Annotated in this window: 11 protein-coding genes; 7 read left to right on the top strand and 4 right to left on the bottom strand. The window is 54.6% G+C overall.

Translation table 11 applies throughout. From position 1 onward, the window contains the following. Positions 1–211 precede the first annotated feature (211 nt). Entirely contained in the window at positions 212–844 is a 633-nt protein-coding gene (locus ACR0LF_RS18155; protein ID WP_480582810.1) for a tyrosine-type recombinase/integrase, read from the top strand. 140 nt (positions 845–984) lie between these two features. On the opposite strand, the gene ACR0LF_RS18160 is transcribed toward ACR0LF_RS18155, so the two are convergent. Beyond that, the gene (locus tag ACR0LF_RS18160; RefSeq protein ID WP_480582807.1) at positions 985–1,764 is read right to left on the bottom strand and encodes a HalD/BesD family halogenase; all 780 of its coding nucleotides are present in this window, start codon (positions 1,762–1,764) and stop codon (positions 985–987) included. A gap of 820 nt (positions 1,765–2,584) precedes the next feature. Between ACR0LF_RS18160 and ACR0LF_RS18165 the strand changes: the two genes are divergently transcribed. From ACR0LF_RS18165 to ACR0LF_RS18185, 5 genes are all read left to right on the top strand, one after another. Then, positions 2,585–3,439: a LytTR family DNA-binding domain-containing protein gene (locus ACR0LF_RS18165; protein ID WP_480582805.1), complete on the top strand. Its 855-nt coding sequence runs from the start codon at positions 2,585–2,587 to the stop codon at positions 3,437–3,439. Positions 3,440–3,565: 126 nt separating this feature from the next. Then, positions 3,566–4,108, top strand: coding sequence for a helix-turn-helix transcriptional regulator (locus ACR0LF_RS18170; protein ID WP_480582802.1), 543 nt, complete (start codon positions 3,566–3,568; stop codon positions 4,106–4,108). Positions 4,109–4,713: 605 nt separating this feature from the next. Further along, the gene (locus tag ACR0LF_RS18175; RefSeq protein WP_480582799.1) at positions 4,714–9,318 is read left to right on the top strand and encodes a beta strand repeat-containing protein; all 4,605 of its coding nucleotides are present in this window, start codon (positions 4,714–4,716) and stop codon (positions 9,316–9,318) included. Positions 9,319–9,644: 326 nt separating this feature from the next. After that, positions 9,645–10,991: a ferredoxin reductase family protein gene (locus ACR0LF_RS18180; RefSeq protein WP_480582796.1), complete on the top strand. Its 1,347-nt coding sequence runs from the start codon at positions 9,645–9,647 to the stop codon at positions 10,989–10,991. Then, the gene (locus tag ACR0LF_RS18185) at positions 10,988–13,081 is read left to right on the top strand and encodes a sulfotransferase (RefSeq protein ID WP_480582793.1); all 2,094 of its coding nucleotides are present in this window, start codon (positions 10,988–10,990) and stop codon (positions 13,079–13,081) included. The genes ACR0LF_RS18180 and ACR0LF_RS18185 overlap by 4 nt, the downstream gene beginning before the upstream one ends. A 679-nt stretch (positions 13,082–13,760) precedes the next feature. Here ACR0LF_RS18185 and ACR0LF_RS18190 read toward each other — a convergent pair. Next, a complete protein-coding gene (locus tag ACR0LF_RS18190; protein ID WP_480582790.1) occupies positions 13,761–15,023 on the bottom strand; it encodes a TRAP transporter large permease in 1,263 nt (420 codons plus the stop codon). Next, a complete protein-coding gene (locus tag ACR0LF_RS18195) occupies positions 15,020–15,523 on the bottom strand; it encodes a TRAP transporter small permease (RefSeq protein ID WP_480582787.1) in 504 nt (167 codons plus the stop codon). Before ACR0LF_RS18195 ends, ACR0LF_RS18190 begins: the two co-directional genes overlap by 4 nt. 240 nt (positions 15,524–15,763) lie before the next feature. On the opposite strand from ACR0LF_RS18195, the gene ACR0LF_RS18200 reads away from it, so the two are divergent. Beyond that, the gene (locus ACR0LF_RS18200) at positions 15,764–16,939 is read left to right on the top strand and encodes an NAD-dependent epimerase/dehydratase family protein (RefSeq protein WP_480582784.1); all 1,176 of its coding nucleotides are present in this window, start codon (positions 15,764–15,766) and stop codon (positions 16,937–16,939) included. Here ACR0LF_RS18200 and ACR0LF_RS18205 read toward each other — a convergent pair. Further along, entirely contained in the window at positions 16,936–18,774 is a 1,839-nt protein-coding gene (locus ACR0LF_RS18205; RefSeq protein ID WP_480582781.1) for a glycosyltransferase family 2 protein, read from the bottom strand. The genes ACR0LF_RS18200 and ACR0LF_RS18205 overlap by 4 nt on opposite strands.

Genomic DNA, 18,774 nt, shown 5'->3' on the forward strand with positions numbered 1-18,774 from the left:
AAGTGATTTCAAGCATCAGAGTTTTTCGAGTTCTTGCATTTTTGACTTTCCAAAATTGCAAAGCCCTGCCGGAAATGTCTGCTTTGCGCTGTGACCTGCCGATCAAAAAAAGCAACATAACTTTAACTTTGCTTGGTAGGTCTGGGTTCAGAGCCACCTAGTGCACACGCAGAGATGGCGTGCCAAACAGTCTTTGGACAGCGGGCATATCATGCCAAGAGTCCAACTACCCGCCGTAGTCCCAAAACGAAGAGCGTGGAACAAGGGGCGTATCATCTGCCAGAAGCGCCCACTCTTGCCAAAACAGGTCTGGGCGATCCGCGCAGGTCTGGAACTTGCGGGCTACCTTCGCGATCTGGCTCTGTTCAACGTCGCCATAGACAGCAAACTGCGTGGATGCGATCTGGTTAAACTCGCAGTGGCTGATCTCGTCAAAGATGACCGCGTCCGAGTGCGTGTTTCAGTGATCCAAAGCAAAACCAAGCGCCCCGTTCAGTTCGAACTAACTGCAAACACAAGGGAATCTGTCCTGGCATGGTTGAAGTCGCCCGAGATGTTTTCTTGCCCTTTCATGTTTCCGAGCCGGTTCCACGAGCGACCACACATCTCGACTCGCCAGTACGGTCGGCTTGTCGGGGACTGGGTGGCTGCGATTGGCTTGGAACCAAGCGGATACGGAACGCATTCGCTTCGCTGGACCAAGGCGGCAGAGATCTACCGGAAAACCGGAAATCTCCGAGCGGTTCAGCTTCTGCTCGGGCATACCAAAGTCGATAGCACAGTCAGATACCTTGGCGTCGAACTTGAAGATGCACTGAGTATCGCCGAGAAGATCGACATTTAGAACACATTGGCGGGCGGCATGTGCCGTTCGCCAATCTGGACCGGGCGCACGTTCTCGGCGCAGCGATGGTTCTGATCGAGCCCAAACTACCGAATTGGGGCAACGCAGTTAAAGCCCTCTTACGCCGGGGGGAAACTCACTTAGTTTAAACGTCCATAAAACGTCATGCGAGCAGCTTCGGAGAGCTCAACGCCGGGCTCGGAATTATAGGCTAACACAGCCAGTATGCGCGTCTGTTTACCTTCGTTGGGTGCCACCCGATGGATCGAGTTGCGGCCTCGAAAAAAGACCAAAGTCCCGGCATCGGCTTCCAAAGTTTCGACAGGAATCTTACCGTCGAGGATTTCATCAACTTTTTCAAAACCCATCTCGCCTGTGTCGGCGTCGCGAACTGCGTTGACGTACTCAAATTTTCCGCCCTTTTCTGGAGCTTGGACCATCAGCGTAATTGCAAAGGACGAGTTGTCAAAATGCCAACCAAGTTCTTCGCCCATCTCAGCAAAATGCAGATTTATGGAAGATAGCGGGTCAGCATATTCATGCATCGCTTCTTCGCCCAGTACCTCACATAGGAAGTCTCGAAAAATCGGGTCGTTGTAGATGGTGCGCAAGGGCGACTCTTGAGGCATCAGATCATCAGTGATGCATCCTTTGGATGACGTGACAAGTCGGTTGCGCGCATGATCATCGGCAAAAGCCTCGTCTTTTGGTGTCAAATAGACGTTATGCTGTTTCGTAGACTTGAACACCTTATCTTTGTTGGCGAGGCCTTCATCCCGAACAGCTTCAATTGCGTGCTGTCGAACAAAACCTGGCATTACGAAAACACCCGTTTTATCAAACTCTTCTTTGCTGGAAGTACGGAAATCAGCATCGCCAATCGGAAAGGTTTTCAGGTCGATAATGTCTTGCAGTTCCATGGGGTACTCCAGCGGCATAATTGATCTCGGAGATTTGGTAGCGTGACTCCAAAGAAACTAAAAACTGTTTTTTGTTGCCCTTGAAGTGAAAAGTATCGTCCAAGAGCCATGATCGACATCACACTCAAGCAATGCTGCTGTTTCAAAACCGTGCCTGACGTCAATTATGTCAGCTTGGCCCGCAACACGATGGCTCTTCGTGGATGCATTGAGGAGCACACCTACTATAACAATGCCGGATTGAGCACCTGCTCACGCTGATCGACATTGCTGCCGAAAAATGGCCCCGCCCGAGTAAAGACAAGGGATAACAAGGAAGTCACGGTTGAACGTTGTTCGCACCAAAACGCCAGTCACTCACACCAAAGTGGGATTTCGCAAACTTCAGCCGGTTTAGTAGAAGCCAACTAAGCTATAGGTTCCGCAGCGTGCAGACCTTGAGAGAATTGCTCCTTCGGACAGAGTCCCAATCGCTGAATTGGTCACGATAGAAGTAGTTATGTCGTGCAAATTCAGCGTCTGGTCATTGAAAACCCCGCAATCGTATGGATTGCTGGAAGACATTTAGGAGATGGAAGAGGTCCACATGACATACACGTTCAAGTGTCCCGCTACTCACATCAGGCTTATGTTTGAACGATTTCTCTCTGCCCAAAACCCACTCAATCCCTACTTGGCCGCCCGCGATAGTGGTATTATTACCCCAACGAGTACCTGCTCGCGGCCGGCCCAGAGCACATGTCGCACCGGCCGTATGTTTTCCTGTAACTACGGTAAGCAAGTATGTCCGGGTTGCTAAATTGTTGGGGAGCGTAATTCATTGCTGACGAAGGCTGAACTTACGGTCTGGCTGCGTGGTTTGATGAAAGACAAGGTTTTCATCTCAGCCTACGCCGTGGTTTTTCTCGCGCTCGTAATCGTTGAACGTGGGCACGCAGTTCCGAACATTAGTCAGTTCCAACATGCGTTATACGTGCTGGCTTGGGTCGTTGCGTTTTACGCATTCTATTTTTTTGCTGGGCCCACTTTGTTCTACTGGTCCATTCGAAATTCGATTTGCGTGTTTTGGGCAACTTTAGGAAGCTATCTAATAATTTTGTTCCTGAAGACTTTTATCGTAACTCACTTGCTGGCGGGCGGATCCTCTCTTGAGCACGCAATCCTTTATTATTTTACATCTGCATTCGTCTCGAGCGTGGTTACCTATGCTATATTTTTGCACTTCAGAGCTCAGGCAATAGAAGGTTTTGGATACGATCCGCTGAAGTACCTGTTTCGGTGCCCTCCAAAACAAATGGACTGTCCGATCCAAAAGAAGCTCGACAAAGAAAATCGCGGGCGGCTGCTGATGCTGGAAGCACAGAACCAATACGTCTCGGTCACAACTGAAAACGGGACGCAATTGATAAGAATGACGCTCAAAAGCGCTGCAGAGAACTTGGACTCAGAAGCCGGTTTGTTGGTTCACCGGTCAAGGTGGCTGTCGAAAAGAGAGATAAGCGAACTCGTTTACAGAAACGGTAACCCATACGTCGTGAACCCGGAGGGCGATGAGTTTCCGATAAGCCGCAAAATGGTGTCCAATGTTAAGGAAATAATTGTGCAGAGAAGGGCGCAGGCACCTGAAACCAAGCATGTGAACAGGGCAACCAAGAGCGAACAAGTGCAATGCTAAAATCAGGGTGGGCAGGAATATTCTCGACCTCCAGACAAACTCCGCCCGCGCGAATTTTCTCCATTGAATCCTTCGACAAGGTGAGGCTGGTCAACTGACCGGCCTTAACGCCTCACAAATGAAACTATGACCGGCGCAAATACTATCGGCAACCTGAAAGACCTTACTATGTCACCTTCCAAAGAACGCCTGGTGCTCTCGTTTTTTGCATCCCTTTCTGCGGCGCTCTTGATGCTTGTGGAAGAGTTTAGCGAGGCGATGGGGTTAGAATGGGTGCACAACTGGGGTGATTACCACATCTGGGCAATCATCGTAATGTTGTGCCTGTTGGGATCGATCGTTGTTCTGGGAGTTGAGTTGCTGCGAATGGGAAACCACGTGGTCAAACTCGAAGGAAAAGCGACCCGTGCCTCTGAGGCGTTTGAGGAGCTTTTGGTGAGTTACTTCGATAAGTGGTCCTTTACCAAAGCCGAGAAAGATGTCGCGCGGCTTCTTCTTAAAGGATGTTCCACTGCTGAGATAGCCGAAGCCAGAAATGCGAAAGAGGGAACAGTAAAGGCGCAAACGAACTCGATTTACAGAAAGTCGGGCTACTCAAATAAATCGCAACTGTTCAGCGCCCTTTTGGAAGATCTTACCGGCGACGGATCGAAGGAAAATCATCGGTAAAACCTGACCGGTTTTGTTTCTGACCGACGCTTTGCCGTTGGCACCTTTTCCAAGCGCCAGGACACAGACGCCTTCCTTTGAATCTTCCTTGATCCGCAACGAAGTTCGCTCAGAACAGATCGCCTTACGGCTCGTGCCGGCCGGTGAGTTGCACTTTGCTTTTTGAGAGCGGCAGTGGCGCTGCGGCACGGTTGGTCCGGATACACCGATTTAGAAAGAGACGTAACCCGTGCATTTTCACGCTTTGACCGGCTGCCGCGCAGTAGAACGCTGCCCGCGCCGTCCAGGCCGTTTTGAGCGCGCGTAATTTGGTAGACCCGCTCTTTACGGTTTCGAAATCACGAAGTTTCAACCTGCGATAAACTAAGGTGTAAGCCGCATAAACCAAGGTTTTATAACGCGGAAACAGCCTCATTATCGCCCTTTTTGACCCTTCAAGCCGAATGTTGAGTGTGCAAGCAAATGCTCAGCGAGCGGTTGACGTGGGGTATTTAACCGGCTCGCGCAAAACAAAATTTTAGCCAGATGGGGCAGAAAATATGCAGGTCGAGCAGAGGGTGCGCGCATTTGCGCGCGGTGGGCGTCTAACCAAATGGAAGGGAAGAGTGGCGAGTATTGCGCCCTCGCTGTTCTTGTGTTCAGCGTCGGTTCTTGCTGTTTCAGCAGGGGCTACCTTTGGGGAAGTCGTGACCGGAGTGCGGACAACCCCGCTGATCAGCAACATAGACGAAGATCATACGATAACGGCTGCTGGATCCATCGACATCAACCGCCTGCCAGGACAGGCATTGGTGCAGGTCAACGTTCCGAACTATTCCAGTACCCTGACAAACGCCGGGCGCCTGACGGCCCCCGAGGCAAACGTCAGGACGCGTGCAGCGATCGATATCAACGGCGATTTGTCCGGCACCATTGTGAACTCCGGCACGATCTCGATGGGTGCGGCACTTGGCGACACGGCGGTCATTTACGGCATTGATGTATCAGGCGTCACGACGGGATCGGTACAGAACAGCGGTGTCATCAATATCGCAAATTCAGCCCTGACCATCGGAACCTCTGTAGGAATTTTGACCAATCAGGTCGATGGCACATTGTCAAACAGTGGGACAATCACCCTGCGTGGGAACAACAGTAGCAGAGCTGAAGCGATTGGTATTGTGGTCGACGTTGTGAACGGAACTGCAAACAACAACGGCAGTATTGGCATTGATATCTCAAGCTCTGGCGGGCAGGCCATCGCCGACGGTATTTCCCTCACGACTATCAAAGGGGCGGTCAACAATTCGGGTCCCATCACTGTGTCAGCTGGCGGTTCAACTATCGCTGGCGCAGATGGGTTCGGCATTGGCGATCTGGCGGGTACTCTGACCAATTCCGGGGCTGTCAATGTGTCTGCAACTGGTGCCAATCAGGCCAATGGGGATGCGATTGAGATATCCAACCTCTCCGGTAGCCTGCAAAACAGCGGTCCACTTACTGTCTCGATGGCTGCAGGCAATGCCGGTGGCGCTGCCTTGGACGTCGTTGAAGTGTCCAACCTGACCGGGGCACTAACAAACACTGGTTTTCTTGTCGGGCGGGCCCGCGGTGGAAACGTGATCGCGGATGGGTTTGACATTGGAGGTGTGGCCACTGGTGCCAGCTTTGATAACTCGGGTATTGTGTTCGTTCAGGCGCAGGCGACGGCCTCAACAGCAAATGCGGACGGATTCGATTTTGGCGACGTTCTAGGCAGTGTGTCGAACTCCGGGCCGGTCAATGCCATCGCCGAGGGTGTCACCTCAGCTTCAGCGCGAGGGTTTCGGGCTGGTAACGTCACCGGTACTCTGCTGAACAGGGCGAACATTCTCTCGGATGCTTCGGCCAGCAACGGGTCCGCCACGGCTGTTGGGATTCAGGCTGCTGAGGTTCGCAATCAACTGACCAATGACGGGCAATTGGTAGTTTTGGCAAATGGGACGCGCAACGGCGACGCGACCGGTATTTCAACGGGAAATGTTCAGGGCACTTTGACCAATAACGGTGCCATCACGGCAAATGGTCAAGGCAGTAGCGCCAACGCGTCTGGGATAAACACCCGGAATGTTGATGGTTTCCTGACCAACACGAACACAATCACTTTGAGCTCTGTCGCAACGTCGTCGTCAGCGCTGGTAACCGGCATTGATACCGGAAGGCTGAACGGTACACTTCGGAACTCTGGGAATATCAGCATCCGGGCCAATGCTGTCAGCCATGCTTCTGCATACGGTATCGATGTCAGCGAAATCGGCGGGGCCTTGAGCAACTCGGGCTCGATCACCATTCAGGTGGACAACGGATCGAGCGTGGAGACCATAGGAATCCGCTCCTCGACGGTGAGGGGGTCATTGACCAACAGCGGCAGCATCACGGTTGTGTCCAAAGGCTCATACGTTTCAGCCGAAGGAATCCGCACAGGTGCTGTTACGGCGGGCGGAGCCTTGACCAATACCGGTTCGATTTCTGTGCAGGCAAACGCGCAGGGGTCGCAGGCGAGCGCCAACGGAATCCTGGTCGGAGGCTTGACATCAGGCAATTTGACCAACAGCGGCAGTTTGACCGTTCAGGCCATATCCGACGTTTCCACAGCAAGCGCCTATGGCATCTTCGCATCAGGTATCGACGGTGTACTGAGCAACAGTGGAACGATCGTGGCGATGGCACGGGGCAATACGGCCGAAGCCTCGGGTATACGAGTTCGGAACATCAACGGAAGCTTCAGCAACAGCGGTTTGATCACCGTCATGGCTCAGGGGCAGAGTTCGGCCACGGCGCGCGGTATTGAAACCGGTGAAATCACCGGGTCGTTCGTCAATACAGGAACCATCACAGTCGCCGCAGCCGATGGAACCAGCGCGAATGCGGTGGGAATACGATCCAGCAACTTTCGGGGGATCAGCGGATCATTCGCCAACTCGGGCAGCATCTCGGTCACGACAACTGCATCCAATGGGTCAAGTATGGCCGCAGCCGGATTGAGCGCGCGCTTTGTTGACCAAACTGGTAGTTATGAAAACTCGGGTACGATTTCGGTTGCCGCACGCGGCAACAACATGGACTACGCCTATGCGCAAGGTCTCCAATTCTCGAGGATCGGTGGTCGTCTGTCCAACACCGGTGACATCTCGGTAGCGGTTGAAAATACCCAAGGATCGTCTGCTTACGGTGCCGGGATATTTGTCGGCGGAGTATTGGACACGGCCCACATTTCAAATTCGGGTTCTGTGCAAGTGTCCGTCAACACGCAGAACGTGGCAACGGCTGCAGCCATTGGTCTGGGCATGGGCAATATCGAAGGCCGTGTCGCCAACTCGGGCACGATTGTTGTTGCCGCCAAAGGGGATCAGATGGTTCGTGCCCATGGTCTGACGAGCGGTGCTCTTGGTGCGAATGGAGTTTTGACTCAAAGCGGGTCGATCTCGGTATCCGGAAGTGGGAGCGCGGACACAGAAGCATATGGCATTTTTGTGGGCAACGCCCAGGGCACAGTCAATGTGGCTGGTGATATCAGTGTCCAATCCTCGGGCAAAGGCCACGCAATCTTCCTAGGCCAAGGCGGGGGTGATTTTAATGCAACCAACAGCGGGAATATCTCAGTCGCTGTGAACAACTCAGGAGGTTTGCCTGCTTACGGCGCGGGAATCCTCACGGGCAATCTGGCGAACAACAAGCGCATCTCGAATTCCGGATCAATTCAGGTCGCCGTTAACGGCCGCAATGTTGCGACAGTAGAAGCGTTTGGTTTGAGGGTTGGTGATGTTGATGGGCGGGTGGACAACTCGGGCGCGATTTTGGTGTCTGCGAGGGGCGACCAGACAGTGCGGGCCAATGGGCTGACCACCGGTGACTTGAGCTCGAATAGCGTTTTGAACAGTACCGGCTCGATCTTGGTTGCTGCCAATGGGGGCGCAGATTCGGAAGCCTACGGGATACTTGTGACAAACGCTCGGGGCACGGTTAACGTGACGGGCAATGTCTCTGCTGCCTCAACCGGCAAGAGTTATGCGGTGTTTCTGGGCGACGGCGGCGGTACGCTGAATGTTAATACCACAGCAGCTATCAACGGCACCATCCGGGTCAGTGATCACAACGTAAACCTCAGAAATGTCGGCGGGCGCGTTGTTTATCGTTTCCAGGACGACGATACGGCCAACGGTGTGTTTACGACGTCGGTGTCTTCGGCCTCCCAAGGTTGGTTTGTCGCTGGTGAAGGGGGTGCGGCACCTGTTTATGCCACGTACGACGCCAGCGAACTGCAAGCAAACACAAACAAAACGTTTGAGATTGCTGGTTTGTCCTACCAACTGGCGCGTCAGTTGGGCAGCGGTAGCACTGGTAACGATGGGGTTGTCAGCCGCGATAAAGCCGGTGGAAGCAGTGCAATCGAAGGATTCAAACCGTACTTTCTGGTCAGCGGCGGCCGCAGCGACGGAACCCCAAACGGTAGTTCTGCGCCTCTTTCATCGAACATGTGGAGCGTCAGCGCAGGCGCGACCCGAGATCTTGGAACCGGGTTGCGATACGGGTTTGGGGCCAGCTATTTCGAGAATGACGGGACTTTTGGATCGTCGACCTTCGACACTTCGGGAGTATTTATCAGCGGTATCGTCGCCCAGAATTTTGGATTTGCCGATCTGAGTTTTGGTTTGGGATATGGTGACCTCGACAACGACGTCTCAAGTGTCAGTGGGAGTGTCGTTTCGAACGCAGACTATTCCAGCGACATCTTAACTGCATTGGTCGCGGCAGAGCGGGAATTCGCCCTGAAAAACGGCGCGATCCTGACGCCAAGGGCAAGCTTTCTTTATGGCGAACAAAACCTGGATAGCTATACCGAAACGGGCGGTACCACCAATGCTACAATTGGTGACAGGACCATTAAGTTCAATGAAACCCGGATCAGTGGCGAATACGCAACCGCCATGCTTGGTGGGTGTCTGTCAGCTTCTTTGGCGGCAGTTCATCAGGACGCAGATGCACCTTCTGTTGTTGATGTCACCCTTTTTGGCAACACGCTTGCCCTGGCCTCGGGCGGAGGAGGAGGGACGGATACCTTTGGCGAAGTGGGGTTGAATTTCGAAAAACCCTTCGATCACGGTGGGGTCCTGCACATTGAAGCAAGGTCGACCCTTGGGGCCGCCGTATCAACTCAGTCCCTCTGGGCATCCTACGAATGGAAGTTCTGAACAGGAGGATACCCGTGTTCTGGCAAACCAAAACAGAGAACTTTCATCGGCCACGTCGACCCCCTTTCTTGAGGCTCTGAGGTAGCAGCTTACCAAAGCTGCCATCTCTGTGGACCACCCAAACCGCTCGCAAAGGTGGTCCACAAACTGTCTCTGAGGGCGTCGTATCCATGCAAAGTAACGAGATGAAAGTCTGCGACATCGAGGTGCCGTGATGGGTATAAACCTTCGGCCTATTCGGCTTGAAATCTGCCGAAAGGCCTATTCAGTCGGCCCTACTAGCTTCCTAGGTGAAGGCAACATCATCTTCGACAAAAGGACCCGTGATGAATCCAGTTGGCCTCTTTCTGATCTGCGCAACAACGCTTTTCCCGGCATACCAGCTTTTCGCCCTACCGGGCATCACTGATCAAACCGCGTTGTTCTCGCAGTATCTGGGTCTTGCCGCGCTTGTCTTAATGGCGTGGAGCCAAATTCTGTCCACTCGCTTGCCGGGTATCGAGCATTTGTTCGGCGGGCTGGACCGCGTTTACGTCTTGCATAAATGGGCGGGGATCGTGGCGATGGGCGCGATCCTGATGCACGATACGATTGGCGCGGAAATGCGCGGGTTGGGACGCGAAACTGCGTTAAATGACTTTGCTGAGTCCCTCGGTGAAATAAGCTTGTATGGTCTGCTGCTTCTGGTTCTCATATCAGTTGCAACCTTTATTCCTTATCATCTGTGGAAATGGTCGCACAAAGCCATGGGTGCACTGTTTGCCATCGGGGCTCTGCATTTTGTCCTGATCATGAAACCCTTTGCGATGACCGATCCAGCCGGTCTTTACACAGGTTTGTTCTGTGCGGCTGGTATGGCCTCCTATCTTTGGTTGCTGCTTCCGGACAGATTGCGACCTTCTTACAATTACAAAATCGCAAAGCTTGAAACCACAGGCGGAGCTTTGGCGGTCACGCTTGAACCCGAAGGCAAGCGGCTAGATCCGTTGCCCGGACAGTTTGGCGTTCTGCGTTTCACCGGTGCCGGAAAAAATGAACCTCACCCGTTCAGCTTTTCAAAGATCGGTCCCGACGGCGCATTGCGGGTGACTGTAAAAGCGCTAGGGGATAACACAGCTACCCTGAACGGAGCCTTGAATGAGGATCAGGTGGTGCGTGTGCAAGGGCCATTTGGCAGGTTTCGCTATGCCGGTAAAAGACCGGAGGTCTGGGTTGCGGCTGGCATCGGCATCACGCCCTTTCTTGCCTGGGCCGATGCGCTGAAAGCTGAAGACGAGCCAATGGACCTCTTTTATTGCATCAGGTCGCGAACGGACGCCCCGCATCTGGACGAAATCGAAAACCTGGCCGAGCTGAAATCAAATCTGCGTTTACACCTCATCGTTTCGGGTGAGGGGCAAAGGATCAGCGCAAAAATGATTGCCGACGCGATTGGTCCTAACCTGTCCCGAGCCAAGGTTTCGTTCTGTGGTCCGGCCACCCTTCGGGCGTCGCTTAGAGCTGGGTTGAAACCCTACGGCGTTACTTCGCGACGTTTCCATTATGAAGAGTTTGAATTCCGGACCGGCATCGGGTTCACACGCTTGGTCAAGTGGTTGACCAGGCGGTTTCTGAGGATTTGCGCCGATATCCGACGGGTACGGACCTCGCCACCCAACGAGAAAATGACATGACCCAAACTAAACAAATACCAATTGACGACGCCTTTCGTATCGGCGTGTCGCACTTTCAGAACGGACATGCGCAAGCCGCCTTGACGCTGTTTTCCGAGATTGTCAGAGCAGCGCCTGACCATGCGCACTCCCATCAGATGCTGGGGCTGATTGCGTTTCAGGCCGGGCAATACGAACCTGCTGTCGAGGCGATGTCCGAAGCTGTGCGACTCAGGCCGGATGATGCGACCTTTCTGACAAACTTCACAGAAATTCTGCGCGCGAGCGCCAAGTTGGACCAAGCCGAAGAAATCGGGCTGCGGGCGGTTCGTCTGGCACCTGGAAACCCCGCCGCGCATTCAAACCTGGGCCTTGTCTTTTATGATCAGGCGAAATTGACCGAGGCTGAAACCTCGCAAGAACGGGCCCTTGCGCTGAACCCGGATTTTGACAGGGCGCTGAACAATCTCGGCAGTATTGCGAGGGACAGGGGTGATCGGCAGCAGGCCGCAGAGTTTTACCGTCGGGCGTTGAAAATCGATCCGACGTCCTCGGAAACGGTGAACAACCTTGCGTCAGTACTGATTGAAGCGGAACACCTCTCAGAAGCGCGCGCATTCATTGAAGCACAGCTGGAGAAAATGCCCCGAGATGCGGAACTTCATCGCAATTTCGGCCGGGTTTTCTTGCTGGAATGCGATCTCGACAGGGCAGAGATCTCGTTCAGAGACGCAATATCGCTCAACCCTGGCAAAGCCGAAAGCTATGTAGGACTTTCTCAGGTTCTGTATGAGAAAAACCACCCCAAGCTTGCATTGATCGAAGCGGAACAGGCCATGCGGCTGGACCCGGGATGCGCTTCGGTGTTTCATCAGGTTGCCATGGTCAAAGCCCATTTGGGTGCATTGAACGAAGCGATCTCGCTTTACACCAAGGCGATGGAATTGAACCCCGACATGACCGCAAGTCGCCTTGCGCTGGGGCATCTGGAACTGGAACAGGGAAATTTTGAGGCTGCTCGTCAGCATTTTACTCTGGCAGCCGAAGCCAAAGATGACGCACTCAGCGCGCTTGTCGCATTGGCCAAACTGGAAAAGATAACGCCGGACAACCCGGTTTTTCTGCAACTTGAGGCAAGCAAGCTTCAGGCCGGTTCAATGCTGCCGCAAAAGGCCGCTGCTTTCCACTATGCGTTGGGTGAGTGTTATGAAAAGCTGAAGAAGTATGACGAGGCGTTCCAGCAGTTTGAAACGGGCGCCAAAATAAAGCGGGGGCTCGTTAAGTATGATGCTGCTGAAACAGATCGTTTGACCACCAAACTGATCAGGACATTCGACAAGAATATGATTGATCGGCTTCGACGCAGTGCAACGCAAAGTGATCGGCCGATATTCGTTCTTGGCATGCCCAGATCAGGCACGACGTTGACCGAATCCATTTTGAATACCCATCCGCAGATATTTGGTGCTGGCGAACTCAATGATCTTCAGCACTTGTTCGGCGGCATTGCAGAACCGCAGCACTGTCTTCCGGATGCGATCGCGTCTCTATCACAAGACACCCTGAGACAGAGGGCGGAAGATTACGTTGCAGCTCTGGCCAAGCACGCACCGAGCACGCCGCACATTGTCGACAAGATGCCCGCGAATTTTCAACTGGTTGGGTTGATCCACGCCGTGATGCCAAACGCCAAAATCATTCACGTGGTCAGAAATCCGCTCGATACATGCCTGTCTTGCTACACGCGTCTGTTCGAGCGCAGCCAACTGCACAGCTATGAACTGGTTGAGTTGGGGAACTACTACAAGAACTACGTACGCATTATGCGCCACTGGCGGGAAACCCTGCCCAACAACGCCTTTCTGACCATTCACTACGAAACACTGATCGATGACTTTGAAACCGAAGCCCGGCGGATCATTTCCTATTGCGGTCTGGAATGGGATCAGGCTTGTCTCGATTTCCACAAAAGCAAACGACGTGTCCGAACAGCAAGTGTGCAGCAGGTTCGACAGCCGCTATACAAATCCTCCAAGGCCAAGTGGCTGAATTATCGCCGGCAGCTTAGGCCATTAGCGGAAGCTATTGGAGAAATCGATGTAGCGATTTAGGAGTTCGAGAGTGGCCGGTTTCTGGAACCGGTGTTTGTTGATACACGCAACGCGTATTTTTCGGCGTTGGTCCGAAGGCCTCCACATATTTCTCTTCGCGATTTAACTAAGTTCTGACCCGCAGGGCGAAAACCCTGTCCGCAATTTTCACTGGTTTTTCAGCATTTGGCTGCTGGTAGCCCTTGCCACACGATCGGATGATGGAAATGTGTTGGGTGCCGTTGACTGCGAGGCAACGTGCACATTTCGTATGTTCGGAGTGCGGGTTGCAATCGCAGCATTCGAATATGACGTTGATGGTCGGATTAGGGCCGTCCTGAACCCGAAGAATTCGATCAATCTGCGAGAGGCTGCGGCCGTATCGACGGCGGGTGTGACCGTCTCTTGAGCGGACATTGATCCTTCAAACGCTAATGGCAGCTTCGTCCCGCTCCTCGATGATCGGACCCGCTTGCAGCGAAAGGTCGGTTTAGATTTTTCGGAAGTCGCCCAGTTGAATGGCCGCTTTGATGAATCCGCTGCTTCGCAAAACCTCCACCGCCGCTGATGCGAAGGTTTCTCAAGGCAGGAACTTCCGATGTCATAGAAGTACTGTACAGCAACGAGTCGAGTTTGAGGTGTTTCAGTTGTGCCCCGAAGACTGGCACCGCATTGCGGAGTGCCTCTGGGAAACTCAAAATTATCGAACAAGGACAAGCGATAGTTCAGGCACGAAAGTCACGATCAGCAATCCGGCGATCATAAGAGCGATGAAAGGAAGTGCGCTCCGAACGATCAACCCGAACCTCTCGCGGAAAGCGCTCATGGCGACGATCAGGTTGATGCCCATCGGGGGTGTAAGCAGACCGATTTCCAGGTTGATAGTCATCACGATGCCCAGATGCACGGGATCAATGCCATAGACCCGCCCCAGCGCCACCAGAAGAGGGGCCAGAATCACGATGGCCGACATCATGTCCATCACGCAGCCGACAACCAGCAACAACACATTCATGGCCAGCAGAAAGGTGATTTTCGATGTGATGGCTGATCCCACCCAATCTGCCAACAGGGTAGGGACCTGATGTGAGATCAGGAGCAGGTTCATGCTGAGAGCAATGGCGAGGATCGGGAAAATGGTGCCCAGCGTAACCGATGTTTCGATGGCCACGTCGCGCAGGTCAGACAGGGTCAATTCGCGGTAGATCACGCATTCGACCAGAATGGCGTAGGCCAGCGCCGCGGCAGCCGCCTCGGTTGGGGAGAAATACCCCGAATAGATCCCGCCCAGCAAAATAACGGGCATCAACAATGCCCAGATCCCGTCACGCAGCGCAGATATCAGGCGCGCAGGTGAAAAGTGTTGCCGTGGCAGGTGACGGTTTGTGAACAGGGAGTAGGTGGCCAGAAGAACCGCCAGCAGCAATCCCGGCAGGATGCCAGCGGTGAACAGATCGACGATCGAGGTCTCGGTCGTGATACCGAACAGAATCAGTGGGATTGAGGGCGGAATGATCACTCCCAGAGTGCCGGCCGAGGCCAGCGCGCCCAGCGAAAAGGGTTTGCTGTAGCCTTGCGCCAGAAGTGCAGGGTACGCCACCGATCCCACGGCCAGCAAGGTGACAGCGGACGAACCCGAGATGGAGGCGAAGATGGCACAGGTCAAAACGGTGGCGATACCCAAACCGCCGGGCAGTGGCGCGGTCAGCGCGGTGGTGATCTCGATCAACCGCACGGCGATGGCGCCCCGCCCCATGATCGTGCCGCACAGAAGAAACAAGGGGATCGACAACAGGATTTCTTTGTCGAGCGCGATCCACATGTCCTCGATCAGATAGAGCAGCTCTCCGTCGCCCCAGATCAGGTGGATGAGGCCGCCGAGGATCAACAGCACAACCACCAGGTTGACCCGCAGCGCCAGCAGGGCATTCGCAAGGGCAAAGAGTAGCAGGGCAGGGGTCATTCGTAGGCGGTTTCTTCGGGCCGCAGCGCCGGGTAGCGGGCGAACAGGGTATGTCTAAGTGCGGTGGAGGCGAATGCATAAGGAACGACGAGGTAGAGCGGCCAAAGCGGTATGTCGATCACCCGTGCCAGGTCCTGAAACTGCCGCGCCTCATGCACGAAGCGTAGGCCCAACCACGCGAAAACCAGCCAGATCATCGCCATGATCGCATCACCCAACCGGGTGGCAATCCTAGTCAGACGAACAGGAACTAGCCCATCAGCGAAATGCGGCCGCAAGTGAAGCCCTTGTGCCGACGCCAGCCCGATCCCCAAAAACCCGATCAGGATCATCGCATAGACCGATATCCGCTGCGCGCCATGGACTGACGTGCCCGCAACCTCACGCAGCGTCACATCAAAGATCAATAAAAAGGCGATCAGAACGAATGCGGTGATCGTGACAGCTGCTTCCACGGCGAAAAGGCCGGACAACAGTTTCTTGGCCCAATCTGGCGCCATTACCCCTCACAGGCCGCCGTAGCGATTGGGGTTTCCGGTACTGACCTTAGTGCAACCATATTCATTTCTGTAACAAAAATTCTCGTTCGCGCTGTATCAGCAATAGCTTCACACATGGGTACATAAAATATCACTCAACTGCACAGAGGTGTGCAATCCCGAATGTGATCCTCGGGTATTCGTTTCTGATGAATTAAACGCCCGCCGTTCAATCGGTGGCTGAAGATCAATTGGACGAGCATGAAAATCATTACTTTGGGTGGGGATGGGTTTTGCGGCTGGCCGACGGCACTGCACCTGTCGAACATGGGGCATGAGATTGTTATCGTGGACAATCTGTCCCGTCGGAATATCGACATTGAGCTTGAGGTCAGTTCCCTGACACCGATCTGCCCGCTGGGGGAACGGTTGCGGGTTTGGAAGGAATTGACCGGGCGCGACATCCGGTTCCTGAACTTTACGGTGGGGGATAATTACCATCGTCTTCTGACATTGCTTCAGGACGAAAAACCCGATGCGATCATCCACTTTGCCGAGCAGCGTGCCGCGCCCTATTCGATGAAATCCTCGTCCCACAAGCGCTATACGGTGAACAACAATCTGAACGCCACCAACGATGTGCTGGCAGCAATTGTGGAGAGCGGGCAGAACATCCACCTGGTGCATCTCGGCACGATGGGGGTGTATGGCTATGGCACCGCCGGGATGAAAATCCCTGAAGGCTACCTGAAGGTCGAACTGGCGACTGAGAACGGACGGCGGTCGGCGGAGATTCTGTACCCGGCCAATCCCGGCTCTATCTATCACATGACCAAGACGCAGGATCAGCTGTTCTTTCACTACTACAACAAGAACGATGATGTGCGGATTACCGACTTGCATCAGGGTATCGTCTGGGGCACGCAGACGGCTGAGACCCGGATGGACCCGCGTCTGATCAACCGGTTCGACTATGACGGCGACTATGGCACCGTGCTGAACCGGTTTCTGATGCAGGCGGCGATCAAATATCCTCTGACGGTGCACGGCACCGGTGGGCAGACGCGGGCCTTCATCCATATTCAGAACACCGTCGAATGTATCGAACTGGCGCTGCTGAACCCGCCGCAATCGGGCGAGCGGGTGAACATCCTGAACCAGATGACCGAGACCCACCGCGTGCGCGATCTCGCGCAACTGATCTCGGACAAGACCGGAGTCGAGATCGCTTTTCTTGAAAACCCCCGCAACGAGGCGGATGAGAACGAGCTTCACGTGGCCAATGATCGCTTTCTGGCGATGGGGCTGAAACCGATCACACTGGAAGACGGTATTCTGGATGAAGCCTCCGAGATCGCCGAAAAATACGCCGACAATTGCGACCGCAGCAAAATCCCCTGCGCATCATACTGGAACCAACGCGTTTCGCCCGATTAAGCCTGCCTCGGTTCCTTATCGGGTGGACGGGCCAGCGCCTCTTCGGCGTAGAGGTGCTGGCCATGATCCTTCACGGTGATGCTCAGGTTGCTTTCCAGCGTGAAATAGGCCCTGAGCAGGCGGAACAGCAGGTATTCCGGCACATAGAGCAACCCGCGTGCGGATTTGTTCAGCAAGGCGCACATAACCGACATCAGGGCAGGCGCACCGATACCAACCGCCAGAACGACCTGCCATGGAAGATCGCGCGGCGCGATACCCGGCAGGGTCAGCAGCAAGGCACCAAAAAGGATCATCGGCACCATCATCGCACGCATGGCCGAGTTCAACAGCATGAAGGGCAGCATGATCTTTCCCCTCACGCTGGGACGTCCGGAATAGATCAGATCGCGGCAACGGGCCGCGACGTGAAAGACCGAACGGAACCACCGCATGCGCTGCTCGCGCAGATGGGCATAGGTGACGGGCACCTCGCTGATCAGGCGGATGCGCGGGTCGACGATCAGGCGATAGCCCAGCTCGCCGATCCTGAGCGACATGTCTGTGTCTTCGCCGTTCATGCCCTGCACAAAACCACCCAAACGCCGCGGCAGTTCGGTGCGGTAGGCCGCGAACATGCCCGGCACACCGACGACCGAGTTCACCGCCGAAAGACCCACCGAATAGAACCCGTGCTTGACCACCAGTTCCAGCAACCGCGCCCGGTCAAAGGGGCCACCGCCGGGTGGGATCGGCAACCCGCCAACCACGCCGACCTTGGGGTCTTTCATCCGCCGCATGGCGAAATGCAGCGAGTCTGGCCCGACCAACGTGTCCGCATCAATGCGGACAACATATTCGGTTTGGGTGGCATCCAGCGCAGCGTTCAGCGCGTGAGATTTTCCGGGCTTGGGTTCAGCAACCACGCGGCCAAAAGCATGGCGGCAGGCGTGTAGGGCTTCAGTCGCGACGCGGGCAGTCTCGTCCTTGGAATTGTTGTCCATTACCAAGATTGACACCGGCCCGCCATAGTGTTCGGCGGCCTGGTCGATTGCGTCGATGGTGCCTTCGATGATGTATTCCTCGTTGTGGGCCGGGATAATGACGGTCAGCGGAGGTGCGAACTCGCCCTTGTCCTGCGTTACCGTATCAATGCGGGCCATCACATAGAGCAGGATGAATACCATCGGCAGGAAGAGAAATACGCCCGGGCCGATCCCGCCCAGCAAGGCGATCTGACGGGCTTGTCCGATCAGGCCCGGTATTTGCGCGCTGACGAGGATGGTGATGATCCCGGCGGCGATGATCACCCCGATCAGGCGCAGCAGGGCGGTCTTGTTGTTTTGCGGCACCTCGTCGATGGGAATACGCGATGGCATGTTGCCGCGTTCCAGCAGTTTAAAGGAATAGACCGCATAACCAAGGAACCCGGACAGAATCTCGATCACGTGTAGCGACATTGGGGAGTCGAGGATCACGTCATAAATCAGTGCAGTCAGATCAACGAAGGCGCACAGCAACAGGTAGGTCACCAGCATGTCCGCGCCAAATCCGATCCGCCAAAGCAACTTACCGTGGCTGAAGATCGCAAAGGCCAGCATGTAGCTGATCACGAACACGCGCAGCGGCACGCTATGCCCACCCGAAAACGGCGCGGCCACCAGATCACCGCCCGAGAATGTGGCCTGCATGAACGCGACATTGTCCAGCGACCAAAGCAAGGCCGCGCTGATGCACAGGAAACAGATCAACAGGCAGGGCGCGCGCCACAGGGGCACGGGGGCCGAAAAGCCCTTGGGCGCGGAATCCACCGAGACGAACTCGTTCTGCGACCGGCCTGCGTTGCCCGACGCCAT

It is taken from the genome of Ruegeria sp. E8 (assembly GCF_056533985.1).